23 protein-coding genes and 2 pseudogenes are annotated in these 26,486 nt (G+C 43.2%); 15 read left to right on the forward strand and 10 right to left on the reverse strand.

Going from position 1 to position 26,486, the window contains the following annotated elements; genetic code table 11:
• The first annotated feature begins 9 nt into the window (after positions 1-9).
• Positions 10-1,185, forward strand: coding sequence for an ROK family protein (locus tag ACXAFJ_RS05845; RefSeq protein ID WP_475322070.1), 1,176 nt, complete (start codon positions 10-12; stop codon positions 1,183-1,185).
• A gap of 65 nt (positions 1,186-1,250) precedes the next feature.
• Here ACXAFJ_RS05845 and ACXAFJ_RS05850 read toward each other — a convergent pair whose 3' ends face one another.
• Together ACXAFJ_RS05850 and ACXAFJ_RS05855 are read right to left on the reverse strand one after the other, a co-directional pair.
• Entirely contained in the window at positions 1,251-2,606 is a 1,356-nt protein-coding gene (locus ACXAFJ_RS05850; RefSeq protein WP_475322071.1) for an MATE family efflux transporter, read from the reverse strand.
• Between the two features lie 111 nt (positions 2,607-2,717).
• The gene (locus ACXAFJ_RS05855; RefSeq protein ID WP_475322073.1) at positions 2,718-5,465 is read right to left on the reverse strand and encodes a glycoside hydrolase family 2 protein; all 2,748 of its coding nucleotides are present in this window, start codon (positions 5,463-5,465) and stop codon (positions 2,718-2,720) included.
• A gap of 270 nt (positions 5,466-5,735) precedes the next feature.
• Between ACXAFJ_RS05855 and galK the strand changes: the two genes are divergently transcribed.
• The 4 genes from galK (at position 5,736) to ACXAFJ_RS05875 (ending at position 10,924) form a co-directional block, all read left to right on the forward strand.
• Entirely contained in the window at positions 5,736-6,890 is a 1,155-nt protein-coding gene (gene galK / locus ACXAFJ_RS05860) for a galactokinase (RefSeq protein ID WP_475322075.1), read from the forward strand.
• Entirely contained in the window at positions 6,887-7,894 is a 1,008-nt protein-coding gene (locus ACXAFJ_RS05865; RefSeq protein ID WP_475322077.1) for a galactose-1-epimerase, read from the forward strand. The genes galK and ACXAFJ_RS05865 overlap by 4 nt, the downstream gene beginning before the upstream one ends.
• Positions 7,895-8,292: 398 nt before the next feature.
• Complete coding sequence (gene kdgR / locus ACXAFJ_RS05870; protein ID WP_475322078.1) at positions 8,293-9,081, forward strand: DNA-binding transcriptional regulator KdgR; 789 nt, start codon at positions 8,293-8,295, stop codon at positions 9,079-9,081.
• A 748-nt stretch (positions 9,082-9,829) separates the two neighbouring features.
• Positions 9,830-10,924 (forward strand): porin, encoded by a 1,095-nt coding sequence (locus ACXAFJ_RS05875; protein ID WP_475322080.1) that lies wholly within the window; start codon positions 9,830-9,832, stop codon positions 10,922-10,924.
• A 114-nt stretch (positions 10,925-11,038) separates the two neighbouring features.
• Here the strand turns inward: ACXAFJ_RS05875 and ACXAFJ_RS05880 are convergent, their stop codons facing one another.
• Positions 11,039-11,599 carry a helix-turn-helix domain-containing protein gene (locus ACXAFJ_RS05880; protein WP_475322081.1) on the reverse strand — a complete coding sequence of 187 codons (561 nt, stop codon included), beginning with the start codon at positions 11,597-11,599 and terminating at the stop codon, positions 11,039-11,041.
• Positions 11,600-11,729: 130 nt separating this feature from the next.
• On the opposite strand from ACXAFJ_RS05880, the gene ACXAFJ_RS05885 reads away from it, so the two are divergent.
• The gene (locus tag ACXAFJ_RS05885; protein WP_475322082.1) at positions 11,730-12,341 is read left to right on the forward strand and encodes a LysE family translocator; all 612 of its coding nucleotides are present in this window, start codon (positions 11,730-11,732) and stop codon (positions 12,339-12,341) included.
• A 50-nt stretch (positions 12,342-12,391) separates the two neighbouring features.
• Here the strand turns inward: ACXAFJ_RS05885 and ACXAFJ_RS05890 are convergent, their stop codons facing one another.
• Positions 12,392-13,873 carry a carboxypeptidase M32 gene (locus tag ACXAFJ_RS05890; protein WP_475322084.1) on the reverse strand — a complete coding sequence of 494 codons (1,482 nt, stop codon included), beginning with the start codon at positions 13,871-13,873 and terminating at the stop codon, positions 12,392-12,394.
• Between the two features lie 110 nt (positions 13,874-13,983).
• Here ACXAFJ_RS05890 and ACXAFJ_RS05895 point away from each other — a divergent pair, with 110 nt between their 5' ends.
• From ACXAFJ_RS05895 to ACXAFJ_RS05910, 4 genes are all read left to right on the forward strand, one after another.
• Positions 13,984-14,616 carry a LysE family translocator gene (locus tag ACXAFJ_RS05895; RefSeq protein WP_475322086.1) on the forward strand — a complete coding sequence of 211 codons (633 nt, stop codon included), beginning with the start codon at positions 13,984-13,986 and terminating at the stop codon, positions 14,614-14,616.
• 147 nt (positions 14,617-14,763) lie between these two features.
• Positions 14,764-14,922 carry a hypothetical protein gene (locus tag ACXAFJ_RS05900; protein ID WP_475322087.1) on the forward strand — a complete coding sequence of 53 codons (159 nt, stop codon included), beginning with the start codon at positions 14,764-14,766 and terminating at the stop codon, positions 14,920-14,922.
• Between the two features lie 7 nt (positions 14,923-14,929).
• A complete protein-coding gene (locus tag ACXAFJ_RS05905) occupies positions 14,930-15,670 on the forward strand; it encodes a chromosome partitioning protein ParA (protein ID WP_475322088.1) in 741 nt (246 codons plus the stop codon).
• Between the two features lie 199 nt (positions 15,671-15,869).
• Entirely contained in the window at positions 15,870-17,651 is a 1,782-nt protein-coding gene (locus ACXAFJ_RS05910; RefSeq protein ID WP_475322090.1) for a putative bifunctional diguanylate cyclase/phosphodiesterase, read from the forward strand.
• A gap of 13 nt (positions 17,652-17,664) precedes the next feature.
• Here ACXAFJ_RS05910 and ACXAFJ_RS05915 read toward each other — a convergent pair whose 3' ends face one another.
• From ACXAFJ_RS05915 to ACXAFJ_RS05930, 4 genes are all read right to left on the reverse strand, one after another.
• Positions 17,665-18,636: an AraC family transcriptional regulator gene (locus ACXAFJ_RS05915; RefSeq protein WP_475322091.1), complete on the reverse strand. Its 972-nt coding sequence runs from the start codon at positions 18,634-18,636 to the stop codon at positions 17,665-17,667.
• Positions 18,620-19,996: an MATE family efflux transporter gene (locus ACXAFJ_RS05920; RefSeq protein WP_475322092.1), complete on the reverse strand. Its 1,377-nt coding sequence runs from the start codon at positions 19,994-19,996 to the stop codon at positions 18,620-18,622. Before ACXAFJ_RS05920 ends, ACXAFJ_RS05915 begins: the two co-directional genes overlap by 17 nt.
• Positions 19,997-20,141: 145 nt before the next feature.
• Positions 20,142-20,513: a VOC family protein gene (locus tag ACXAFJ_RS05925; RefSeq protein WP_475322094.1), complete on the reverse strand. Its 372-nt coding sequence runs from the start codon at positions 20,511-20,513 to the stop codon at positions 20,142-20,144.
• 112 nt (positions 20,514-20,625) lie between these two features.
• Positions 20,626-21,141, reverse strand: a complete 516-nt coding sequence (locus ACXAFJ_RS05930; RefSeq protein WP_475322095.1) for a YgjV family protein — start codon at positions 21,139-21,141, stop codon at positions 20,626-20,628.
• 350 nt (positions 21,142-21,491) lie between these two features.
• On the opposite strand from ACXAFJ_RS05930, the gene hppD reads away from it, so the two are divergent.
• From hppD to maiA, 5 genes and pseudogenes are all read left to right on the forward strand, one after another.
• Positions 21,492-22,613, forward strand: a complete 1,122-nt coding sequence (gene hppD / locus ACXAFJ_RS05935; protein ID WP_475322096.1) for a 4-hydroxyphenylpyruvate dioxygenase — start codon at positions 21,492-21,494, stop codon at positions 22,611-22,613.
• Complete coding sequence (locus ACXAFJ_RS05940) at positions 22,606-23,733, forward strand: homogentisate 1,2-dioxygenase (protein ID WP_475322098.1); 1,128 nt, start codon at positions 22,606-22,608, stop codon at positions 23,731-23,733. The genes hppD and ACXAFJ_RS05940 overlap by 8 nt, the downstream gene beginning before the upstream one ends.
• Positions 23,734-23,751: 18 nt before the next feature.
• Positions 23,752-23,925, forward strand: a pseudogene (locus ACXAFJ_RS05945) (fumarylacetoacetate hydrolase family protein); the annotation flags it as partial.
• A gap of 24 nt (positions 23,926-23,949) precedes the next feature.
• A pseudogene (locus ACXAFJ_RS05950) lies at positions 23,950-24,768 on the forward strand (fumarylacetoacetate hydrolase family protein); the annotation flags it as partial.
• Complete coding sequence (maiA, locus tag ACXAFJ_RS05955; RefSeq protein WP_475322099.1) at positions 24,761-25,423, forward strand: maleylacetoacetate isomerase; 663 nt, start codon at positions 24,761-24,763, stop codon at positions 25,421-25,423. The pseudogene ACXAFJ_RS05950 and the gene maiA, both read left to right, overlap by 8 nt.
• 1 nt (position 25,424) lies before the next feature.
• On the opposite strand, the gene ACXAFJ_RS05960 is transcribed toward maiA, so the two are convergent.
• Positions 25,425-25,967 carry a GNAT family N-acetyltransferase gene (locus ACXAFJ_RS05960; RefSeq protein ID WP_475322100.1) on the reverse strand — a complete coding sequence of 181 codons (543 nt, stop codon included), beginning with the start codon at positions 25,965-25,967 and terminating at the stop codon, positions 25,425-25,427.
• A 38-nt stretch (positions 25,968-26,005) separates the two neighbouring features.
• Positions 26,006-26,470: a RidA family protein gene (locus ACXAFJ_RS05965; RefSeq protein ID WP_475322102.1), complete on the reverse strand. Its 465-nt coding sequence runs from the start codon at positions 26,468-26,470 to the stop codon at positions 26,006-26,008.
• Positions 26,471-26,486: the final 16 nt, after the last annotated feature.

A 26,486-nucleotide genomic window follows, 5' to 3' on the forward strand; every position in this document is an offset into this window, starting at 1 on the left:
GATTTAATGATGAGACAAGGAATAGGATTGGCGAATAACGCCATACGCGTTCATAACAAACGCGCCGTATACAGTCATATCGTAAGGAGTAAAAGTCAGGTTAAATCGGAGTTGGCGAGCAAAACACAGCTCTCCATCCCTTCCATCACAAAAATTCTTGACGAGTTGGTGGCGGAAGGGCAAGTAACACTATTGGCGTCTCAGGAAACGATGCGCGGCAAAAGTGCCGGCCGATTTTGCTTAAATAGAAACTTAAAACCGACACTTTGTATAAAGGTTTCACCATTTGAACTGACTTACTGTGTGGTGGCATCTGATCATCATGTGCTAGTGCCACTGCGCAGAGAGAAGGTTGAGCCGCAAACACCAAATGAGTTAATAGAAGAAATTTGCCAAGTTTACCGCCAAGTTTGCTTAACTCTAGAAACTAAAAGCTGCCGTGTGGCCATTGGCTTACATGGCCAAGTGTCGCAAATGAGTGGTACTTCATTGCACATGCCGCAAGCGCCTTGGACCGGTGGTTTCGAGTGCCGCTATCTATTGTCACAACGACTGGCGACGGAAGTGGTAGTGGAAAATGACTGCGTGGGTCTCGCGTTGGCAGAGAAATGGCAAAATGATCGGCCGGCAAACTTTTGTGTTATCAATCTAGACTATGGCATTGGATCTTCGTTTGTAATCAACGATCAAATCTCAACGAGTCAAGGTCACGCAAATGGAGAAATTGGTCATACACTAGTGGATGTCAATGGTAACAGATGCGGTTGTGGTCAATCCGGTTGTTTGGAAACGATCGCTTCACTGTCAGCTATCGAAAAAAAATGGGCTGAGCATAGTCAGCAAGTAGACTTTTTTCAGGCTTTTCATGCAAACAATCCCGATGCCTTGACGCTTACTGAACAAAGTGTGACGGTTATTGGCCGGACGTTACGCAACGCGCTAAGCCTAGTAGGTGTGGAGCAAGTGGTGTTGTACGGACGCTTGTGTAATTTGGGTGATACATTGACTAACGGTATTCAAGCGCAAGTGAACGCGTTTCCGTTTATTGACAGCGAAGGGCTTGATAACGACCGAACCACAGTAATTCAAGGTCAGCTCAATATTGAGCAGCAGATTCAAGGCCTGGCCTACCTATATACGGAACAAGCGCTTAACTCCCACGAATATAGTCTTAGCGTAAGTTAGTTTATTGATACTCACTCCGAGAACAATACCGAGTGTTCTCGGGTGAGTCTGTAACAATACTTTCTTTATACCAGCGGTTTTAACCAGCGCTTGCTGATGATCCTTTTGCATGACCAGCCGATCTTAATGACTTCTTCGGTTAGTAGCAGTGCGAACACCCAATGAGCGGGCAATTTGAACATAACAGCTGCCGCAAAGACGACCGGTATGGTAACCAACCATTGAGCAACCAAGTCTTGTGACAAGCAAAATCTCGTATCGCCAGCAGGCCGCAATACACCGATCACCATCGCGATAGAAATACTTTTTAGCACGATTGCCAACAGCAACCAGTTATAGAACTGGGAGGCATAATTAATGGTTTCTGTACTTAGAGCAGGGGAGAGATTAATTACCCAATCTTTCAGAAGCCAAGTGACAAAAGCGATTAAGACTCCAGTAGCTGCGTTAAATCTGATGAACCACCAGGCGCGCTGATACGCTATCTCCATGTCTCCTTTTCCCAATGTCTCGCCCATAATGACGCTGGCTGCACTGCCTATTCCCGCCATTAATGCCAAACAGTAGGTTTCGATTGGGGTGACTAGAGACATCGCCGCCAGTGCATCTGAGCTCAAATGCCCAAAGATCGAATGGTAAATAAACATGGCAGCGGGCCAGGCAATGGCGTTTAGTGCCAACGGTAAACAAACTTTAAAATATTTTGCCCGCTCTTGAGAAAAATTCGAACTGAAGACGTTTTTCAAATGTGTAAAACCGAAACCAACCGGCTGTTTGTAATAGTAAACTACGATAAGAAGTAAACTTGCTTCGACGATGGCTGAAACCAAAGTGCCAATTGCAGCGCCTTTTATACCCATCTCCGGCGCACCAAAATGACCGAAAATGAACAGGTAATTGAGCGCAATATTAAGTAGTAATCCAATGCTGTTAATCAATGCAACCGTTTTTACTTTAGAGATAGCGCGCAAGCCAGACGCAAAGACATAAATGATAGCCATTAAAGGGAATGCCAAACTGGCAATAGCCAGATAGCTCTCGCCATGGTGCAAAATGGCGTTATCGTCGGTGGCTAAGTTAAGTATTGGCTGGTTGTAGAAGAAATAAATCAGGCTGCAGAGTAGAGCAAAAGGGAACGACAAACTGAACGCAAAACACGTTGACTGCATCATCCCTTGCGTATCTGCTTTGCCTTTGTTCTGGGCGGTAAAAATAGCCCCGGCACCACAAATACCGCCTAAAAATAAACTGGCGACCATAACGGCACGTAATGACAATCCCATTGCAGCGGTTTCGGCACTGCCGAGCTGGCTCAGCATCATGACATCAACGATGTTTCTCGATGACATTAAAAACGATTGAAGTGAAATCGGAATGGCCAAAGCTAAGGTTGCTTTGAGCAGTGATTGATTTTTGTTCATAGTATCCAAGTTTTTGGCCCTATTGCGGGCGAAAATGAGTAATTTGAGTTGCTTTGAAAACCGAAAAAGCCAGCTGGTCACTGGCTTGATATAATAAAATTTATTAGTTGCTTAGAAGTTAAACTCACCGCATTCGGACTGCTGCAGTTCGACACCCCTTAACTTAGCGCGTAGGTACTGGTTTCGATTTATCCTTCGCTGCTGCTGAGTTTTGAACTCCGCCTCTATTTCATCCAGTTGAGTGCTGGATAGTTTGCTGGATTGAAGAGGCTGGTTTTGTAGACTCGCGACCGGGTTATCGCGGGTGCTCAATCTCAACATTGCCGGAACCAAACTGTGCATGCCTTCTCGGAACGGCTTAGCGATAACAATGACGTCACCGGCAGTTTGAGTACTGCGAATGATGGCCGGTGCGCTTCCCCATTCGACGATTCTCGGATTGGCATCATCGTGATTATCAACTAGGCTAGCTTCACCGAACACTTCAAACTGGATCTTGTCACGAGCCAAGCGTTTAACGTTGCCGTCTTCATCAGTGACTTCTGCGATGATTGTCAACATGTCGCTACCATTGGCAATGAGTGACTCTTGAGAAACCGTCAAGTTAATTCGCGTCGGCCGTTTCGCGGGGTATTTAACTTCTTTAATCACACATTCGCCATCGACAAAGCCACGAGCAATGATACATGCCTCATCAAAACGCTCTTCTCTATGTAGGGTTTTAAAGTCCATAAAGTCAAAAGCAGCTGTAAACGTTGCGGGCAAAAACGGGATGCCGGGTTTGTCGTTGCGAATCGTGATTTTTCCGCAAGATTTGCCAGCCACTTCTAATGTTATGTAATCAACATTACCGACCACTGTTATGTCTGGTGAAGATATCGGGCTGGCTTCATGCAGTATTTTTAAGTGGTATCCAAGATGGGGCGACACGCCATTTCGCGCTGTTTCTTGTTGAGCTTTAAATAGGTGATAGCTGTATTTAGGCTGGCGGAACGCGTCCATAATGCCACCCCAAAATTGTTCAGGATGATAACCACGCTGATGATCAAACGCATGCCACAATGTTCCGCCAATGTGTTGCGGAGGAGCTTGATGTAATACGTTAAGATTGGTCGCGTACTCATTTTGATTTTGCCCGCTGCCAACACCGTAGTGTAAGGCTTGTATGACTTGCGCGGTTTCTCCCCAACAGCGATGAACACGGCTATTGGAATTGTGAGAGTTCCAATCGTCTACGTTATCACCCCATTCACGGGTAAAAATGGGCTTATCTATGTCTGAGCGATAAGTTAGCGCGCCTTTGTTGGTTGGCTCATCGGTCTTCATTTGGTTGGGGTGGGCGTAAATCAAATCGCAATGCTCAAGACTTTCGATGTAACTGTCGAGCGGAACCCAAGAATCTTGATGACACTCTTCATGGACAATGTTTTGCAGAGTTTTTAAAAACCATTGCGGTTGGTGGGTTTCATTCAATGCCGGTTCAAACATCCAGAGACAGGCGCGATTTCTATCTCTGCGGATTTTTTGGCGAACGTTAGTGTAAGCTTGTTGAACAAAACTATCTTCATCGTTCCAGAACTGCCAGCCAATTGAAGGCTGAATCACTAACACACCCAGCTCATCTGCGGCGTCGAGAAAGGCTGGATCTTGTGGGTAGTGACCGGTACGAATCACATCAACATTGGCTTCTTTAAGCAGTTTAACGTCTTGCCAATGTTGAGAATTAGCAAGTGCAGTACCTATATAGGCGTGGAACTGATGTCGATTTACACCTATCAGTTTTTTCTCAATGGGGCGACCATTAATAGATAAACCAGCGGCTTTATCAAAGGTTAGCGATTTAATCCCAATACGAGTGCGAAGATGATCGACGACGTTGCCGTTGGTATCGATGATGGAACATTCCAACCAGTACAAGTTAGGAGAGTCAGGATGCCAGAGTTCTGGTTGACTTAGTTGCAGACTGGCTGTGATGTGTGCGTTGTCTTTAAACTTGACCGGCTGGTTGGTTGTTGTAGCTTGTTGTTCGGTTTGGCAACTGGTTAATGAGAGTTGAAGTTGCCCGGCGAATCCAGTTTGAGCTTCATTGCAAAGATTAACGTGTATATCGATCGCCGCACTTACTTCACTGACCTGACGATAACTAACGTGGAGACCCCCACCTGCAACTTTGTCTTCGATTTGCTCATGAGTGATGTAGGTTTTCGCTGTGGTATATAGCCAGACATCGCGGTAGATTCCACCTACATAAGTAAAGTCGAGCTCACATTGGTTTTTACCAGCTGGATAGTGGGGATCGTCGCGGTTATCGGTTTTGACCGCAATGACATTGGTGGCTGGATACGGTAATAAGTGTTCTGTGATATCCATAACCACAGGCAAATAACCTTGATGGTTTTCACGGATCAGCTTTCCGTTTAGATAGATCTGCGAATGTCCTTGGATCGCTTCAAAATCAATCACAACGCGTTGGTCACACGTATCATGCGGTAACTGAAAGGATTTGCGATACCAGGCATCGCCTTGATAGTTGATCGAACCACTGGCGTCTTCGGGCAAAAGCTCGACACTGTGTGGCAGGCAAACGGTCTGCCAAGCAGAATCATCAAAGTCCACGCGCTCTGCTTTTTCACAACTTCCTTTAAGGAACAACCAGCCACCGTTGAAATCAAAAACTTGTCTTGGGCTCTCTGATTGTGGAAAAAAGCCTGATGTTGAAAACGTTTGGCTTGGTTTTACAAAATTCGAAGTAATGGTTTTAGCGGAATTATTGTTAGCTTTGTCATTAATGGCATTTTCGCGTCGCCATGTGAAAGAACGACATTTATGTGTTTGATTGGCTTGGTCTTGGCTAGACATAAGATACTACGTAATAGATTGGAAAATGTAAGACCGCACTATTATATCTAGTTACTACTTTGGGTGTTGAAGGCTTTTGGTGTGAGCTTCACGCGCATTACTAAACCTTGATTACTGAAAACTGTGTTGAGTACAACAGCTATTAGGATAGGTTTAGATCATTAAACTAGGTTTAGTGAAAACTGGTCGGTGGCGCAAAGCATTGCCGTTTGATTGAAATTAGATTGCTGAGCTTGTTGTTATATGGATCAAGCTGTAAGGACCAAATTAATGAATCAATCACTCGTAGACCATGTCGTAAACAATCACAAAAACAAGTTTAACCAAGCGCCAGCGATGGTGGTTCGAGCACCAGGCAGGGTCAATCTAATTGGTGAGCACACTGACTATAATGATGGTTTTGTGCTTCCTTGCGCTATTCCCTTTGCCACATATCTAAGCATTAGTCCAAATAACACCGGCACAGTGAATTCCGTCGCATTAGACCTCAATGATTCTGACCATTTCTTAATCTCTAAACCGATCACTAAGAGTGATAAGACTTGGAGTAATTACATTCGTGGCGTAGTAAGTGAATTTATAAAACGCACTCAGTTAGATTCTGGGTTTGACATTGTTTTTTCGGGTGATGTTCCGCAAGGAGCAGGGCTGAGCTCTTCCGCCAGTTTAGAAATAGCGCTGGCAAAAGCAGTCAATGAACTGTTTCAACTTCGGAAGACCAACACTGAATTGGCCGAAATAGGTCAGAGTGCCGAGCATCACTATGCAGGATGCCAATGCGGATTAATGGATCAACTGGCGTCCGTTGAGTGTAAAACGGACAGCGCGCTTTTGATTGACTGCGCTAACTATTCCAACCGCTCTGTAATGTTACCGCAGGGCTACAGCGTCTTAATCATTAACTCTAATGTAAAGCGTGGACTGGTTGATAGTGAATACAATTCTCGAAGAGAGCAATGTCAGTCGGCGGCCAGTAAGTTATCGCTGCCATCACTGCGCAGTGCGACGCTTGAGTCACTTAATCACTGCAAAGTTCAGTTATCAGAAATTGAATATAAACGCGCCTTACATGTTATCTCGGAAAACCAACGTGTTCTTGATTTTACAAACGCAATTGAAAATCAGGATTTATCACAAGCATTCGACTTGATGCGAGAATCACATAACTCTCTTAGAGACAATTACCAAGTTACCGTGACACAAACGGATTGGTTGGTGGAACGGCTCAATGAGTCATTACAAGATCAAGGTGCTGCAAGAATGACTGGTGGAGGGTTTGGTGGTTGTGTCGTTGCCTTGGTGCCAAATGATAAAGTGGAATGGCTAGCTCTAGAAGTGAAAAAGTACTACAAACAAGCATTTGATTTAGTCGCTGATACCTTTGTTGTTGAACCGTCACAAGGTGCAGAGGTAATTACGGAGTGAAAATTGATTCTTTCAAAACGGTTTCAATAAAAAACAATTTAGGTAGTGAAGCTAAGTTCATGTCATATGGAGCAACGCTGCTTAGCCTTAAAATTTCGATGCCGACTGGAGAGAGACGAGAAGTAGTATTGGGACTGAATCGAACCTCAGACTACCAAAATAATCCAACTTATATGGGGGCCGTGGTCGGTCCCTTTGCTGGCAGAATTCCCCGAGGAATAGTGGTCGCAGATAATAAAGCGGAGTCACTTCCCTGCAATGAAGCCTATTCCTTACTTCACAGCGGACAATGGGCATTGAGTTTCCAAAGCTGGAATCTAGTCTCTCACAAAACAAATGAGCTTGTATTTGAAATTGAGCAACTGGTTTACCAAGGACTAATCCAATCAAAGGTTTTAGTACAAGTTCGCTATCGGCTTAATGATGATAATGCGCTAGAGATTCAATATGTCGCTACTCCAAGTAATCCAGTGCCTTTGAGTTTTACGCATCACGCATACTTCAACCTAGATCGACACCAGACGGATCTCCATAAGCATCGGCTACAGGTTAATAGCAAGCAGTGTTGGCCAGTAGACTCGAAAGGTTGGGCTGACAGCCAAATGGTCAAATGCCAATCAACGGAGCTGGATTATTCAACATTGAAATTGTTGAATCTAAGTAGAGGGAGCAGCCTGACGGCGCAAACTAAGGGAATCGATCATTCTTTTAAATTGAAATCCAAACTCGAACCTGCAGCGAAATTGGTATCTACAGACCGAGATTTAACTCTTGAAGTTTATACGGATAGGCCGGTGGTACACATTTACAGCGGAAACTATTTGCAAAACACCAAAAGCCGCGACGGTGGTGTCTATAGTGACTACGCTGGGATTTGTTTCGAGACTCAACATAGCCCAATTACCAATTTTCAGGGAGATTGGATTCCCAATCTCAATAATTGGTACTCAGATAAATCGTCGTTTGTGAGTTCGACTCGTTTCGTATTTCTAGCCGAAACCTAACTTAGATCTCAAAGCGGTACATCTAAAACTTATGATATTTAAATAACTTGAAGTGAATCACCCTATACACTGGCTCTCAGACCAATCGTTTGCATAGAATACACACCGATGTAGAACTAGAACACCGCACTTAAGCTCGTGTCAGTGACTTGATCCAAGGGGTGTTGGTTACGATTCTCATTACTAATTTAGAAGCTTCAGAATCGGATTTGCTGGTCAGAATTCGCGCTGTACCAAATTTTTACGGAACAAGCCTTTTTTTTAGTAGAACATTGTTTTAAATTTACGTCTGAGTGATTTTTACTCTTGAATGCGGCCTAGTCTAACTCAGCATATTTCGCGCATTCAAACGTGCTCATCTTGAGGTGAGCTCGCAGAGCAGTTAATAGGTAATAATAATGACAAACGGGAAACAACCTGAATCTGTCTCATCGGTTTTGAAGACATTTGGAATTCTTCAAGCCTTGAGTACCCAAAAGGACATTGGCATAAGTGAGCTTGCCCAGCGTTTGATGATGTCTAAAAGTACGGTCTATCGTTTTTTGCAAACCATGAAAACGCTAGGCTTCGTATCTCAAGAGGGCGAAAGTGAGAACTATTCTTTAACGCTAAAACTGTTCGAACTTGGAGCTACTGCACTTGAATATGTCGATTTGGTCGATTTAGCCGACGTAGAGATGCGTCGTATATCAGACCAAACAATGGAAGCTTTGCACCTTGGTGCGTTGGACGGCGATAGCATCATTTATATCCACAAGATTGATTCAAAATATAATCTTCGCATGCAATCTCGTATCGGTCGACGCAACCCGCTTTATTCAACGGCAATAGGTAAAGTATTACTTGCAGAAAGAGAAGATTCCGAAGTTCGTGAGCTGCTTGCTGATGTTGAGTTCACCAAGTCAACAGAGAAAACCCATGAAAACGTGGATTCGTTGTTGGACGAATTGGCGTTAGTAAAATCTCAAGGAGTTGGTGAAGATAACGAAGAACAGGAAGTAGGACTTCGTTGCTTGGCGGTTCCAGTCTACGATCGTTTTAATCGTGTTATAGCTGGTATGAGTGTTTCCCTTCCAACTATCCGTTTTACCGAAGAGAAAAAAGAAGATTACATCGCGCAATTACATGCGGCAGCGGCAAGAATTTCTATGAAGCTTGGTTGCCAATCTTATCCACACGGACAGTAAACCTCCTCTCTCAACCTATACTTTATTCAAACCGCTCAACCGAGCGGTTTTTTTGTGTCGCTATAAGCCACAACTGAAATCCAATTTGGCTAGTATTTAAATAGACTGCTTTTGCGACACTCGATTCAATCACATATTCACTCAATGCCATTTAAAGTTTTATGCGCCTCTTTATTAGCCCCAAGTACTAATGAGGAGTTTAGATTAGGGCTAAAAACTCAGCTTGGCACCAAGCTTGTGTCTGCCGCAGCCATCATTATGAATCAGTACAAAGGTTGTTTTGGGTATATAGCGTATCGATTTTCGATCCAATGTTATTACGAGCTTGGTTTTTGACCAATTTTCCATCTAATGCTTACGAACTACTTACTTATGTCACATTTAGTTACATAAGTGGTAGGTATTGTCACTCATTGTCATCATATTGATACAAAATCATATAATTCTTCTTCATTATGATTTTAAGTATATGCTTAAGATCTGTATGTATTCATCAGGCTAATTGATTGCTTAAAACGAGATCAAAAAAATGAAACTAAATGCATTGTTTTGGGGTGAATAGTTTGTTGTTTTATAGATTTGAAACGGTCTTTTAAATTCTGTGGAATATGTCATAAAAAGCACTAATCCATTTTTTTTAGTGTTTACTTGTGGTTAGCGATTTTTATAATTCATCCCGCTCGGCAACATAAGCTGAGCAAATATAAAAAAACAAATAAATACTATTTTTTATAGGATGGATTTTAATATGAAACTAGTTAAACTATCTGCAGTTGCTGCAGCAGTTCTAGCTACTTCAGCTGTAAATGCTGATGTTATCTACTCTACTGACACTAACTCTGTTGAGTTCGGTGGTTGGTTGCGTGCACACGTTGACAACGTTGACGCGGCTGCATCTAACAGTGATGTTGACGCTCACGTTACTACTGACGCTAACATCAACTTTAAAGGTACTCACCAAGTAAACGAAGAAATCAAGGCTATCGCTTCTTTTGGTATCAACACAGGTTCTTCTGTTGACCGCAAAACAGTAAGCTTCGACGATATCGTTCTTAAGCTTGAGCACGCTACTGTTGGTACTTTCTCTTTCGGTGATACTGGCGATTCTTTCGCAGTGACAAAAGGCCACGTTGGTCTAGGTAACGACATTGCAAACTACGAGAAAAACGGCGTAGAAGGCAAAGGTGTACGTTTCGAGAAGACTGTAGATGAGTTCAAGTTCTCTGCTAACTACGAAACACTTAAAGAAAAGCACACTGCTGTTGCTGAAACCAAAGAAGTTGTAGCAGGCGCTACTCAAGGCTCTAACGCTACTACGAATATTACAGCGGCATCTACAACTACTCACTACGCTAACTACGCTGCATCGCTATCTTACACTGCTGACGACTACAATGTAATCGTTGCATACGGTACAGATGGTCAAGACGTTCAGTCTGTAGGTTTTGGTGGTGAATACACACTAAATGACTTAACTTTCGGTGCTCACTACGTTGACTTCGACGGTATCAATGAACTTTCAGTTGCTTCTGGTCTAACCAAGCACACTGCAGGCGCTGTCGTTAAAACAGCCGAAGGTAATGCTTTTGGTGCTAAAGTTTCTTACAAATTTAACGATGACGTAACTGTATACGGTTCATACCAGCTTGGTTCTATCGAAAACGCTGAAGCTGCTAATTCTGACGTTATCGAAGAAGTTAAAGCTAACCTGGTTAAAGTTGGTGCTAAGTACACATTCTCTAGCAACTTCTCTGTAGAGGGCGCTCTACAAAATGCTTCTGCTACTAAAGGTGAGCAAACTGAAGCAAGTCGTATTCACGTACGTGCACAATACACTTTCTAAGCTTGGCCGCACTTTAGAAAGTTAAATTTAACGTTTTAAAACTCCTTATTTCAAAGCCCCGAGAATGTACGCTCGGGGCTTTTTCGTTCTGAATATTCGACAAATTATATTTCACTAACTCTCTATTATTAATAGTGCTTTAATGTCGTTATCTATTGCTTTAATAAAGTGGGAAGTGTCGGCGGAATATTTAATATAGTCACCTTCAACAAGTTTATATGAGTTTTGTTTGTTACCTATTTTTGCCGTACCAGATATTATATAGACATGCTCAATGGTTCCTTTACTGTGTGGCTCGGAAAACTTTTGGCAACCAGATTTTAGTTCAATTAAATATATATCTCTTTTTCTCCCCGGAGGACATGCTGACAAAAATTCGGCCTGATAATCGCTTTCTTCAGAGTAAACTTTTGAACCATGACCTGATCGAATGAGTACAAAGTCTGGTTCTTCTTTTTTTATTAGCTCCGAGAAGTCGATCTGTAAGATCGAACACAAGGCCCAAAGTGTTTCAATACTTGGGTTTCCTTTACCTGCCTCTAGTTGGGATAACGTAGACTTACCAATTCCTGCGCGTCGAGCCAATTCACTCTGACTTAGTCCTTTGCATTCTCGTATTTCTACTAATCGCCTGGCAATCAGTTCAATCGGAGGTTTTGTGTTTATTTGTTCCATATATTGTAACTTAATCTTGATATAATGAACATAATTGTTCACTATGATGAACGAATAGCAAGAGTAAATCACATCTCTTGCGTAAAAACACGTTTGAGTTACCGAAATGATGGATAGAAAAGGAATACTTATGGATTGGTTTGTATCTGTTGCTCTGTTTGCTTTTGCAACCAGTGCAACACCAGGCCCCAACAACGTAATTGCGATGTCATCAGGGCTAAACTTTGGCATTCAGAAAACGCTTCCTTTATTAACCGGAATTTGTATCGGCTTTGCCCTGATGCTTTGGTTAGTTGGTCTTGGACTTGGGCAAGTTTTTGTTATGTATCCGTTATTACAATTACAGCTAAAAGTGATTGGATCTTTGTATTTACTCTATCTGTCATGGTCTATCGTTTCATCTACGTCGGAAGTGACCGCGAATGAACAGAGCCAGCCTTTAAGCTTTTTTCATGGGGCGGTATTTCAGTGGGTGAATGCCAAAGCGTGGGTGGTTGCGGTCGGGGCGTTAAGCGCATTTACTGCAGAAGGTGTTCACTATGGTGAACAAGCTTTGCTGATGGCACTGATTTTTTTGATCGTCGCGTTTCCCAGTGTCGGAGTGTGGGTCGGATTTGGGGCGTTAATGAAAAAGTGGCTTAATGAGCCAAGAAAACGCCGTTGGTTTAACTACGCAATGGGTGGGGCGTTGGCGCTATCAACATTTCCGATTGTGATGGATGTATTTGCAAGTTTGAAATAAGTAGGGTGAGTGAGTTACTCACCCTATAAGATAAAGCTATTGAACTCGAACTACAGGTAACGAGTACGTAAATGTTGTTCGAAGAAATTCGCGTTAAGATCTTGTCCCGTTGCGTCGGTGATAAGCTGTTGGGTCGTCTTTAGACTGCCGTGCTGCCAAATATTTTCAGCCAACCACGTGAAAATAGGAGTAAGGTCACCAGAAGAAATGGACGCAGAAACGTCAACTGTTTTCTTCATGCTGTCCATCATTTGAGCTGCATACATTGCACCTAGTGTGTAGCTCGGGAAGTAGCCGAATGCACCGTCAGTCCAATGAATGTCCTGCATGCAGCCATTTTTGTAATTGCCCTGAGTAGACAATCCTAGGTACTGCTGCATTTTCTGATCCCACAACTCAGGTACATCTTTGAAGCTAATATCACCATTGATTAATGCTTTTTCGATTTCGTAACGCAAGATAACATGAGCAGGGTAGGTGAGTTCATCCGCATCGACACGGATAAAGCCTTTTTCAACTCGCGTGTACAAAGCTTGGAAATTGTCTGCTGACAACAGTTTCTCATCGTGTCCTTGGAAGTGCTTTTGAGCGAGACGCGAGAGATGTTGGATAAACTGGTCACTTCGTCCTAATTGCATTTCAAAAAACAACGACTGTGATTCATGAATTCCCATAGAGCGAGCTTCTGAAGCTGGTGTACCGGCAATCGATTTTGGCAAACCTTGCTCATAGCGAGCGTGTCCAGTCTCGTGCACCGTACCCATTAGCGATTGAATAAAATCATCTTCTGCATAGCGGGTAGTTAGACGGACATCCTCCGGAACACCACCGCAGAATGGATGAACACTTTCATCAAGTCGGCCGTGATTAAAATCGAATTTAAGGAGCTTCATCACCTCTAGACCTAATGCTTTCTGCTGTGAAGCTGGGAAATGGCCCTCGGGCAAAATGATATTGGCACTTGACTGTTTTTCAATAACTTGATCAATCAGTCCGGGCAACCAAGTCTTAACTTGACCAAAAATTGAATCAAGCTTTTCTGACGTCATACCTGGTTCGTAAATATCAAGCATCGCGTCATACGGCGTTAGACCATTTGCCTCAGCTCGCAGCTGCGCTTCTTGTTTGGATAGATTGACTACTTCTTCCCAATTTTTAGCAAAACCGTGCCAGTCATTTTCGCCACGTTGTTCACGCCACGCGTGTTCACATTTGGAGCCTGCGAGAGATTTGGCTTGCACCAAGTCTTCAGGGAGGAGGTTAGCCTGTTGCCAATCACGATGCATCTCACGTAACTGGGCACTTTCGGCGTCAGTCAATGATTCTGACTCGGCTTCGCCCAGCCAGTGCTCTAACTCAGGGGCACTGCGTAAGTTGTGGATATGAACAGAGAGCTCCGCGAGTGCTTTTGAACGCGATTCGCTGCCACCAGCGGGCATCATGGTCGACATGTCCCAGTGACTCATCGCTGCCAGATGGTCAAAGTGATTGATTTTGTTGTAATGCTTGATTAGCTTTTCAAAGTTTGTCATGACTCTTCCATTCTGAGTGTTTTTAAGTACAGTGAAGATGACAGTGATTTTATCACTAAAGTCTTGAAGCGTTTTCGAATTTTCTGCGCCTAGCCACATTAGGATACAAAATGATCGTCGATTTCTATGCGTTTATCATCGCTATTACCCTACTAACCGTCACTCCTGGGTTAGATACTGCTTTAGTTATCCGAAATACACAACGCGGTGGCTTTTTAGATGGTTCCATCACCAGTATTGGTATCTGCAGCGGACTGTTTGTCCACGCGATGCTCTCTGCTTTGGGTATCGCAGCCATTTTAGCTACTTCCGCACAAGCGTTTATGTTGGTGAAATCCGCGGGTGCGCTCTACCTAATCTATTTAGGCGTAGTGTCATTGAAAAAGTTTCGTCATGCTTCGTTTGCCATCGGAAGTGAATCAAAGCTAGAAACTAAAATGACCCGTTCATTAACCGAAGGTTTTGTGTCTAACATCCTTAACCCTAAAACGGCGGTGTTTTACATGGCCTTTCTACCTCAGTTTATCAATCCTGAACAATCCGCATTGCAGCAGTCTATGTTAATGGCGCTGATTCATTTTGTGATCGCCATGATTTGGCAATGTGGTCTTGCTTTGTTGCTGCAGCAGTTTAAGCAAATACTTAATAAACCTCGTTTTACTCAAGGTCTAGAGGGGGTAACAGGGGCTGTTATGGTGATGTTGGGTGTTAAACTTTTAATTGAACAACCCGTAAAACTGTAAAGGGCAGTCAATAGTTTAGCTGATCCAGAGACAGCTTAACTATGTGACTCAAATATGCGACTTAAATATAGGCGCTAACTAAACACGTTAACTACACGCGTAGCGGAGTGAAAATGTTCGCGAACCAAAACTTATTGAGGATAGAGAATGATCAGACTTGGATTGATTGCCGCATTGGCAATAGTGGCATTTTTATTGCTTAGATATAACTCGAATGAAAAAGTGCGTCGGTGGATTGTCACTGGTATTGGCGTTACTTTTGTTGCCTATTTGGTATCCCTGGTAGTATTTGAGTTAATTAGGTAAAACGTAGATGGCAGACTCTAAGCATGGAAACAATCACGATGATGAAGACGTGGTTGTTATTGAAGAAAAAGACAAAAAAAGCCTATGGCTAATTGGGCTAGCAGGTGTGCTTGGAGTGGGATTGGGATTTGTTCTCGGCGTCAATGGTACGACACAAAAATGGCAAATGACGGTCGACGAATTGGAAACTCGTTATCAAACATTAGTAGAGGACAAAAAAAATTGGCTAGTCTCGATGGAAAAACAAGTAGCCAAAGTCGATCAAACGGCCATAGAGAACATGCAATTGGCCCTAGACGGTCAAAAAAGTGCGTATGAAGAAAAACTGATCGAACTCAATCAGCAATTGATCGCTTCACAAGCCGAAAAAGAAGCGTTAAAAATCCAACTTGAAACCTTAGCCAGTCGATTGGAAGTGTTAGATTCAGACAAACATCAACTTGAGCGCAGAACGGAATCAAACGAGCTACTGTTTGCACGAGCGCGCGAGTTGTTTCAAAGAGAGTTGTTAGTCAAACAACAACTAGAAGCGCTAGAGCAAGAGAAATCCGCGCTTACTCCTCAACTTGAAAAATTTGAAAGAGATTGCACCGCCTATCTTGACCGTTCAGACTGGGATGTGACCAAGGATTCTTGCGATCAACAAGACGCGGCAAGCTCTCGTCTCAGCCAAGTCAATCAAATGATTCAAGTACATCGCATGGATCTCGAGCAAATCCAATCGATTGCAGATGAGTTAGGTTTATAGAGTTGCAATTTGCATCGTAACGCGTTGATTGTCACACACTTGTTACTCGACAAGGTTACAAATCATAAAAAAGTCAGTATTTTTAACGAGATGACGACAGTTCGCTATACTGTGTATACCGTCGTGGGCTAAAACCATAACGGGGTCGCTATTAAAACAAATTAGTTGTCTTTTTATTTGTGCTGTTTGAGGTAAGTGGATGCAACGTGCTAGAAGGTTTTACGCTATTTTTGATAAGATACGCGTCGCTTGTTACCTCGGGTATTTCATTGCTGTAGCCGCCATTTCTCATACACTTCTTATTGCCCAGCCTGACCCAAATTACTTTTACATTACTTTCCCAATCCTAATGTTGACCGCTTTTTTCCTGTCAGATCAGCGCTTGCGTGTGATTACAGCCTGCGCAGCAATGTTGGTTATTTTGATTGGTGGTATCGTGACTCCATTGCCTTTGGATGCAGTAGAAGAAAACTTCATCATGCTGCCATTATGTTTTTTGGTGTTGTTTCCCGGTTCTTTATGGCCATTTACTTCTGCGGTCACATTAGTACTGATGTATCTCTATTCGTTACCAGCTGAAGAGTTTGATGAGTTTATTGAAGATGCAATTGAGCTTTTGGTGATATCGGGATTTGCGACTGTCATGATGTACTTCCAGACCAATATGAGAGAACTGATGACGGCTTATCGTCGTGACAGCGTCACCGATTATCTTACGCAAATTCCGAATAACAAAGCATTTTACGATCAAATTGCCCAAATTGATGATGCTTCAAAGTACGAATATGGCGTTCTGCAACTTGGCCTCAATGATTTTAGAAACGTCAACGATAGTTTGGGGTATGCCAACGGCGACAAACTGTTGTACGCATTTGCCCAACGTATCCAAGAAAAAACGCTAGATTTGGCGACTTTCTATCGCTTAGGAGGCGATGAATTCATTCTATTAGTGAAAAGTGCAGGTGCAATTGAGCCCAAGATCGAGCAGATTTTATCTGAGTTGCGTGACCAAGCGGATAATGTCTACGTAATTGACGCAACATCGCATCGAATCAACTTTAGCATGGGAATTGCGCTGTTAAAGGATGCGGGTGGAAACAAAGAACTCTGGGGTAAAAATGCTGATGTCGCGCTCTACAATGCAAGAGCAAAAGGTGCAAACACGACTCAGTGGTATGACGACCAATTGCTCGATGAAACCATTCGCCAGCACCAGATTGAAATGGAATTAAAAACCGCGATCAAAGAGTCACAGTTTTTGCTTAACTACCAACCCAAAGTGTCAATGGCAAATGGTGAAATTATAGGCGCAGAGGCTCTAATCCGTTGGCCTCATCCGTTATTGGGAGTGATTTCACCAGCCGAGTTTATCCCTATTGCTGAAAAAACCGCACTGATTGTTCCCATTGGCCGATGGGTTATAGAAAAGGCGTGTATGCAAGCTAAAGCCTGGGCAGATGCCAAGCAGCCCGTTTGCGTTTCGGTGAATGTATCGCCCGTGCAATTCGCCAATGATGACCTGTATCGTTTTATACAAGAAGTGTTACACGATATTCGTCTTCCAGCCCATTTACTGCAGATTGAGATCACTGAATCAACGTTAATGTTACAGCCTGAACACGTGGTTAACACTTGCCAAAAGTTGCGTGATTTAGGTGTCTCTGTGGCGGTGGATGATTTTGGCGTTGCATATTCTTCTCTGAACTACCTGAAAAAATTACCAATAGATGTACTCAAGATTGACAAGAGCTTTGTTGATGATTGCGTCACAGATCATACCGATCATATGTTGGTGAGAACCATAATTCAGATTGGTCACAACTTGAATAAAGTTGTCATTGCAGAAGGGGTAGAGAATGATGAGCAGCTAACACTGCTCAAAAATGAGGGATGTGACGAATACCAAGGTTACCTGTTTTCTAAGCCATTGGATCAGTTAGCCTTGACACAATTGCTAAATCAGCACAGCGGCTCAGTATAGTGTTGGTTAGGCTTTAATATTTGTTGAGCGGCTTCACTTTCAACCATATCTCCATATCCAAATAGTTGTTGTCAGAACAACCGTCCGGATCTGGCATAATGGGTTTGTTATAGTGTTCGATTAACGGCACGTCATCAGGTTCGTATTGGCTTTTTGCCATCCAATCACTGAAAATATCTAACTGCAATTCATAGAGTTCGGAACCATACCCTTGAAAGTGAAACACTGCGTATTTACCGGCGCCAAATTTTTGCGTTTTAAATGGAAATGCAACGCGCTCGGCAAGCTCATCGCTAATCTCAATGCACGCTTCATATCGTCCCTTTTCTTTTGGGGTAAACACGGGATTGTCGCACGCAAACCCAAACATACGATTATCTTTTGGGTTCAGGTTATGCATTTCTGCCCACTTTCGAAGTTCGCACCAGGTATCGATGATACCAGGAATGTCATAACCATTTTTCGATCTCAAGGTGCACATTTGAAATGAAGAAATCGTTTCAAACCTTACGGGTTGCGCGGGCGAGTATTCGGCGTCATTTGTACTGCGTTTGTGCTGAATTTGACTGACTTTTTCGACATCAAATGACAGCAAATCAGAATTGTCACTCAAGGCTCGAGATAGCTGTTTGGTCTTGCGAATGCTCATTGGTGTAACGCCAAACTGTTCTTTAAAAGAACGACTAAAGTTGGCGCTGCTCGAAAAACCAAACTTCATGGCAATTTCTGTGATTGAAAATCTCGTATCGAACAGCAAAAAGCTCGCGGCTTTTTCAAGCCTTATGCGATTGCAATACTGAGAAAAGGTTTCTCCCATCACCGCAGAAAAAATGCGATGAAAGTGATATTTCGAAAAGTGGCTCAATTGAGCCGCTTGTTCTAGCGATAGACTCCCATCGCAGTCTCGACGAATCTTGTCCAAAACCGGGCCCAGCCGGAACAAATACTCTGCCTGATTATCAGTCGTTTTAGTGTTGCTCGGCATATTCTATTCCTTGGTTATTTAGGTTTGTATCTCTTTTGAGCTTGCCAATCGCAGCGACCCCAAATATTGCTACCAATAGATTCGCACCAACGTCAGCTCCGACAATACCCCAGAATATGCCATCTAAGCCGTATTTTTCTGGCAACCAATATAACAGTGGTAGCATGACAATGATAACTCTAAATCCACTATGGAAAGTCGCGGCAGAAGCGTTTCCTTTTGCTTGATAAAAACCTGTTGCTAAGATTGAGAATGCAGCTAATGGCAGGCCCCAAATAGATGCCCAGACAATATGATGTCCAATATCGATGATTTCGTTTTGATTGCTAAATATTTCAATTAAGGGTCGTGTCGCTGACAAAAAGACAGCGGTTATTAGAACCCCAAATGTGAACATAGCTATAAATGCAACTTTGATAGACTCAATGACTCTGTATTGATTTTGCGCACCTAAATTAAAACCACAAATAGTTTGAAATGAAATCAGCATCGCAATAAGAGGTAGGGTGGCAAAGTTGGCTATTCTACCTAGAATTCCGTTGGCAATGATCCACTGGTCGTTTGCATACTCAATAAATAGAAGGTTGACCACCCCAACTTGAATCGCCATCGCCAATTGAGCAACCATAATTGGCATACCTAACGCCAAAACGGAAAGCCAAACAGGCATACTAAACGTGAAGTTAAACTTGGTCGAAGTTTGTCCATTTCTATATTTGAATAGGGCAATACTGACGGCGATACATTGTGCTAAAACTGTAGCATAGGCTGCACCTGTCACACCCCATCCAAACCAAGCCAAAAAAACGTAATCTAATACAATGTTGAGAATTGAAGCTGTCAACATCAGCTGCATAAGCACTTGCGGTTTACCTTCCGCGCGAAATATGTCGCCAAGCAGCGGTAAGAGAATTGAAACAAAACCAAACAGCGCTATTGGAAACGCGTAGTCCATTGCGTCTTTGTAATAGTGTGCCTCTACCCCTAAAGAAGTTAGGATCGTGTCCATAAACAGCCAAGCACACAAGGCTGAAATGATGCCAACCACAACAGCGATTAGAGCACTATTGCCAGCTACAATATTTGCACTATCTTGCGCTTTGGCTCCGAGCTTTCTTGTAATGATAGAGCCGGCACCCGCAGCTACCAGGGAACCGACCGCAGCTATTAACATTTGTAGTGGAAACACCATGGATACAGCTCCCATAGCCGCTTCACCCACGTAACGCGTAATGAAAATTCCGTCCACTACGTTGTAAAGACCGATCACTAGCATTCCAATAGTGATAGGGACCGCCATGCTGAAAAAAAGCGGCCACATCGGCTGCGTACCAAGATTGTCTGTTGAGTTGGTATCCATTTTGTCTGTTCCTTTTTCTAGCCAGCCAACATTATTCACAGACCTCGAATACCAAAATATTCAAATCTTGCGGAATCTAACTAAATGTTTTCAACTGAATGACCACTTTTAACATCGCGTTAAGGTGAGAATTTTATATGCGGAGTTAACTTTCGATAAAAACCGCTTCAATCTTGTGACCATCTAAGTCAAAAACATACGCAGCGTAATACCCATTACCGTACTCTGATCTAGGACCAGGCTTACCGCCACACAACGCACCCATCTTGATAGCGGCTTGGTAAAATGCATCCACTTGTTCCTTGTCTTCAGCATTAAAAGCGAGATGAAATCCCGAGCTTGGGGCAACGGTTTGTTTGTTGATAGGGTTACCAATCCAAAATTCAAAGTTAGCACCATAAGCGACTGCTTGATCGAGAGTCGCGGAGCGAGAAATGTTTAAGGTTTTAAGCACATGGTCATAAAAGTAAGACGCGGCGGAAAGGTCGTTGGTACCAAGAGATAAGTGATGAAACATAGACAACTCCAGAATTCATAAAAACATACTGTATTAATAACTAGGTATGTATATGTATCCAGTATTGCTGTTTTTAATGATTTAAGCGAGTGCTATGTTAAAGGGTGTGATTTCAGCCTTGTTCTGCAAGCTTCTGACGTTTTTCTGTGCGATACAATCTGAAAATAGTGATGCTATTTGCGAAGATCAAGCAAGCTTCTAACAGTGTCCCACCGATCGAACCGACATAAATATTATTGGCTAACCAACAAAAAGCTCCAACTAAAAAGGCAAGACGGAGTTGGATGCCTTTTAATCTAAACAGAGCAAAAGTACCAATACTGGTGCCGACAATAGGCAACATGTCGTAAGGAGATTCCGCTAAGATCCAACCAAGCACTAGGCCTACGGTAATAAACCCAGTTGCTAACCAACCTGAGTTAGTCTTAATAGAAAAGTAGGTTCTTAAGCCGGACAGCAAAGCGCCTAGTACCGCTGTTGTTGCGCCGAGGAGGGCGTAATGAACCATATGAGTAAAATTAAAAATAAGCATGCTGATTTTTAATTTGCGGTCATCTTTTTGGAAAAACGTGAAAATCCCGAGTCCAAAACTTACAAAACCGACCATCTGAGCAATATTTATGTCCATGAACTCTTTGTTTAGTCACAGTTAATCAAGTAGACGAATTATAGCGGCTTTATCCTAATTAGCCACCAATTTGAAATGGCGTTTTATTTAAGATTCAACTTTCGGTTATGTCGCTTGAAACGCAGAAACTGTAAAATAAATGTTACATAGATTTCTTGTTCATTTCACTGATTGAGCCTTTATGAATGGTTCAGTATCCGCCAATTTATCGATAGAGGTGTACGTTGGTAACGATAGTTTGACAGTGAGTCATTACAAAATGAGCCGATAAAACTTCACTCCGACATCTGGGCAAACGTTTCAGTTTGGTTCAGTGTGGTGTTAACGGAATGTTAATTTTGGAGTGAGTCATGGAACTGAGTAACACCGCAAAAGCCAAACAGAACGACGCAGAAACCTCTGCCATAAACTTTAATCCTTTGGGGACTGACGGTTTCGAATTTGTCGAATATACCGCAGCAAACCAAAAGGGGACTCAAGATCTAAAGAAGCTATTCATCTCCTTAGGATTCGCCGAAGTTGCTAAACATCGTTCTAAAGATGCATGGCTTTATCGTCAAGGTGATATCAATTTTATTGTTAATGCGCAGCCCAATAGCCAAGCTGAAGCCTTTGCGGCAAAACATGGTCCGTCTGTTTGTGGAATGGCATTTCGAGTCAAAGATGCAGCGATTGCACTCCACTATGCGTTGGATAATGGCGCGTCTGAATACCAAACAGAAATAGGGCCAATGGAACTTAGCATCCCGGCGATTCAAGGTATCGGCGGCAGCCTTCTGTATTTTGTTGACCGTTATGGTGACAACAGTATCTATGATGTCGACTTCAAGTTTTACGACAATTACCAACGCATTCTAAAAGACCAAGATGTTGGGCTGTATGAAATAGACCATTTAACGCACAACGTGCGACAAGGGAACATGAATCTATGGGCTGGTTTTTATGAACGAATCGGTAACTTCAGAGAAATTCGTTACTTTGACATTGAAGGGAAACTTACCGGTTTAGTCTCAAAAGCCATGACTGGACCCTGTGGAAAAATTCGCATCCCGATCAATGAATCCAGTGACGACAAATCGCAAATAGAAGAATTTATCCGCGAATACAATGGTGAAGGGATTCAACATATCGCGTTGACCACCGACGACATTTATCAAACCGTGCAAACCTTGAGATCTCGTGGAATGGATTTCATGCCCACACCAGATACTTATTATGAAAAGGTGAATCAGCGAGTAGAAGGTCACAGTGAAGACGTGGCGAAACTAAAAGATCTACAGATCTTAATTGACGGCGCACCGATGAAAGATGGCATTTTATTGCAGATTTTCACACAAACTGTAATTGGCCCAGTTTTCTTTGAAATCATTCAGCGTAAAGGTAATGAAGGCTTTGGAGAAGGTAACTTTAAAGCGTTGTTTGAATCGATTGAAGAAGATCAAATTCGAAGAGGAGTATTAAAAGATGCGTAGACCGATCCAGTTTCCGCATCGAGAAGGCATACACTCTCGTCAAGCGCACGCTGATTTTCCTGAACAAGCGATTTACGAAAGAGAAGCAGGGCGAGGGGGCTTTTTTGGTGCAGCGAGCCATTTTCATCACCGTCATCCACCCACAGGTTGGAGTGAATGGCAAGGCGAACATAAGCCGCGAGCCTTTAACTTCAATCATGTAGCAGAGACCGAAACAAGCAGTCCTTGGTCGGTTCCTAATTTGTTAGAAAATCAGGATTGTAAAGTGCGAGTGTGGCGTCTTAACGACAACATGAAAAATCTTTATCGCAACAGCGATGGTGATGAGTTGTTGTTTATTCACCAAGGGCGAGGAGATTTGTATTGCGATTACGGCCATTTGCCTGTGATGGAAGGGGATTATGTACTGATTCCACGTTCCACTAACTGGCGATTGGAAGTATCTAAGCCGCTTTTTGTCCTATTAATTGAAAACACTAACGCGTGTTATGAATTACCTGATAAAGGCATTGTTGGTAAACACGCCGTATTTGATCCTGCTGTATTACAAGTGCCACAAATCGACAATGCGTTCCAACAGCAATATTCGGAGCAACCCACGGTTGTTGAGATGAAACGTCACAATGCGATAAACCGCGTTACCTATCCATTTAACCCATTAGACGCAATTGGTTGGCACGGCGATTTGTCGGTTGTTAAATTGAATTGGCGCGACATCCGTCCGCTAATGTCGCATCGATACCACTTACCGCCTTCGGCTCACACGACATTTGTTGGGAATAACTTCGTTGTCTGTACTTTTGTTCCAAGGCCGATTGAAAGTGACCCGGGCGCTCTTAAAGTGCCGTTTTATCATAATAATGATGACTACGATGAGGTGCTGTTTTACCACGCAGGCGATTTCTTCAGTCGCGACAATATTGAAGCGGGCATGCTTACCTATCATCCAGCCGGATTCCCTCATGGTCCCCATCCCAAAGCGTTCAAAGCAGGGCAAGAGGGAACGAAAACCTTTACTGATGAAGTGGCGGTGATGATTGATACGCGTAACGCACTGGCATTTACAGCCGCTGCGCAACAGGTTGAAAACCCTGACTATGTGTACAGTTGGAAGGAATAAGAACAACAAGGAGTCACGATGAAATTAGCCAGCTTAAAAGATGGAACAAGGGATGGCACCTTAGTTGTTGTCAGCCGCGATTTATCTCAATGTGTTAGCGCTAAAAAGATTGCTGCTACGCTTCAGTGTGCAATTGATCAATGGGAGTCAACGGAAAGCAAATTACGTCAACTATCAGTGCAGCTAGAACAAGGTCATTGCGGTGACGCCATTGCGTTTGACCCTATTAACTGCATGTCGCCATTGCCACGCGCTTATCATTGGGCGGATGGCTCGGCTTACGTCAACCATGTTGAGTTAGTGAGAAAGGCGAGAGGGGCCGAAATGCCACCAAGCTTTTGGACAGATCCTCTTATGTATCAAGGCGGATCAGATACGTTTTTATCGCCAACTCAAGATATCCCCATTGCAGATGAAGCCTCTGGTATCGATTTTGAAGCAGAAATCGCTGTTATTACTGATGATGTGCCTATGGCCACACGCGCGATAGAGGCAGAAAAGCACATAAAGTTACTAATGTTAGTCAATGACGTTTCGTTGCGAGGTCTAATTCCTAACGAACTCGCCAAAGGATTTGGTTTTTATCATTCCAAGCCGTCTTCTGCATTTTCACCAGTTGCCGTTACACCCGATGAACTTGAGCAAGACTGGCGCGATAGCAAACTTCATCTACCTTTGAGATCTACACTAAATAATGAATTGTTTGGCTGCCCTAATGCCGGACAGGATATGACGTTCAACTTTGCTACGTTGATAGAACACGCAGCGAAAACACGAGCACTTGCTGCTGGTACGGTTATTGGGTCAGGAACCGTTTCTAACAAACAAGGAACTGATCACGGTAGCGCAATTGAAGAGGGTGGTGTTGGCTATAGCTGCATTGCCGAACTTCGCATGATAGAGGCCATAAGAGACGGATCGCCTTCAACTAGCTTTATGAGGTTTGGTGACCGAATTAGAATCGAAATGTTAGACCGAGAACAACGCTCAATTTTTGGTGCGATTGATCAAAGAGTGGTCAAAGCGAATGGATAAGCTCGAGCTATACAGCTATTGGCGTTCATCAGCATCGTATCGAGTTAGGTTAGCACTGCATTACAAATCTATGCAATTTGAGACGAAACCAATTCATTTGGTTAACAATGGCGGCGAGCAGCATCAAACGAAATTTAAAGAAAAAAATGCGTTCCAATTAGTACCGGTATTAAAAGTGACACAGCCAGATGGCCTGAGCGTATTGGTACGACAATCATTGGCCATCATCGAGTTTCTCGACCATTTACAGCCAAACAAGAGACTGATACCCGAAGAGCCGATATTGCGATGCCAAATTAATGCGCTATGCCATGATATAGCGATGGAAACGCATCCGTTGTGTAATCTACGGGTCTTACAATACTTAAAACAAAAAAAGTCTTCACAGTCACTAATCACTGATTGGATGCAACATTGGCTAACCTGCAATCTTACTTGCTTAAATACAGAACTAGTTAAAAACCGTGATGTATTTCAATATCTAAGTGACAATGTCACTCTGTTTCAATGTGTTTTGTTACCGCAGTTATATAACGCCAGACGCTTTGACGTAGACACATCGAAATTAGGTGCATTACTTGATATTGAGAAGACGGTGTTTAATGAAAGATGGGCAGTACAAGCGGCGCCAGCTGAGCAGCCTGACGCCGAATAACTTAGCTGTGTGTAAACTGACGGAGTTTACTGTAGATAATCAGTGGTTCCAGTGCTCCGTTGGGTAATCGAATGCAGTTGGCGAGAGAGGCTTCTCGTCGGTAGCCAGCTCTTTTCGCTACATTTTGCGCCGCTAGGTTGCTTTCCGCCATGGATATTTCCAAACGATTAGCGCCAAACTCCCCAAATGCTTTGGCTTCTAGAGCAGCAAGCGCTTGATGCATGATTCCTTTACCGGTTTGCGAAGAGCGTAACCAAAACTCGACGCCATAGTAGGGTACTTCACGATTGTGCAGCAGCAAGCCGATGACACCGAGTAACTGTCCGGTTTCTTGACAGGTAATCATATAGCGCAGCTCGTCTTCAAACTTTTTGTAGTTTTCGATGGCTTGTTCCATATCGATTTGAGTTTCGTGATACGACAATGAAAATGGTACCCAAGGCAAAAAGCGACTAAGCTCATTTTCGCTTTCAATTAGCGCTTCCAACACACTTTCACAATGTGTCATTTTGGGTGGCTCTAAACGAATACTTGGTTTGTGCATGACGTTTCCCTTTGCCACTGACAAGGCAATTTTGCTGGTTATAGTTCGCTCACTTCAAAAATGGAATCGATGATCAAAGGCAAATTACCTCGGACTGAATGTGCGCCAAACACCGAACGGGCGTGTACACCCTTGTCGCCAAATACCGCTTTCATGAGGTCTGAACAACCATCCAAAACCTTAGGATGCTGTTCGAAATCGGCAGTTGCATTGATGAAACCTTGAAGTTTTACCACGCGAGTTATTTTGTCTAGCGAACCCAAGTGCAATTGCAGTGCTGAAAGAATATCTAAGCCCGTTTCTTCGGCAAACTGATACCCTTGTTCGACAGAAAACTCTTGGCCAAGTTTTCCTGAGGGCGCTGTCTCATGGAACGCCGTGGGACCCTTACCGGAAACAAAAATTAAGTTGCCGGTTCGTACACAGTTGGTATAGCTTCCTTGGGGATCACTAGCCTTTGGAAGCTGAAAACCTAGTTCTTGCAAGCGTTGTTCGATAGACATGTTATTCCTTTAATCT

The sequence above is a fragment of the Vibrio sp. ABH4_348 genome (genome assembly GCF_056159765.1).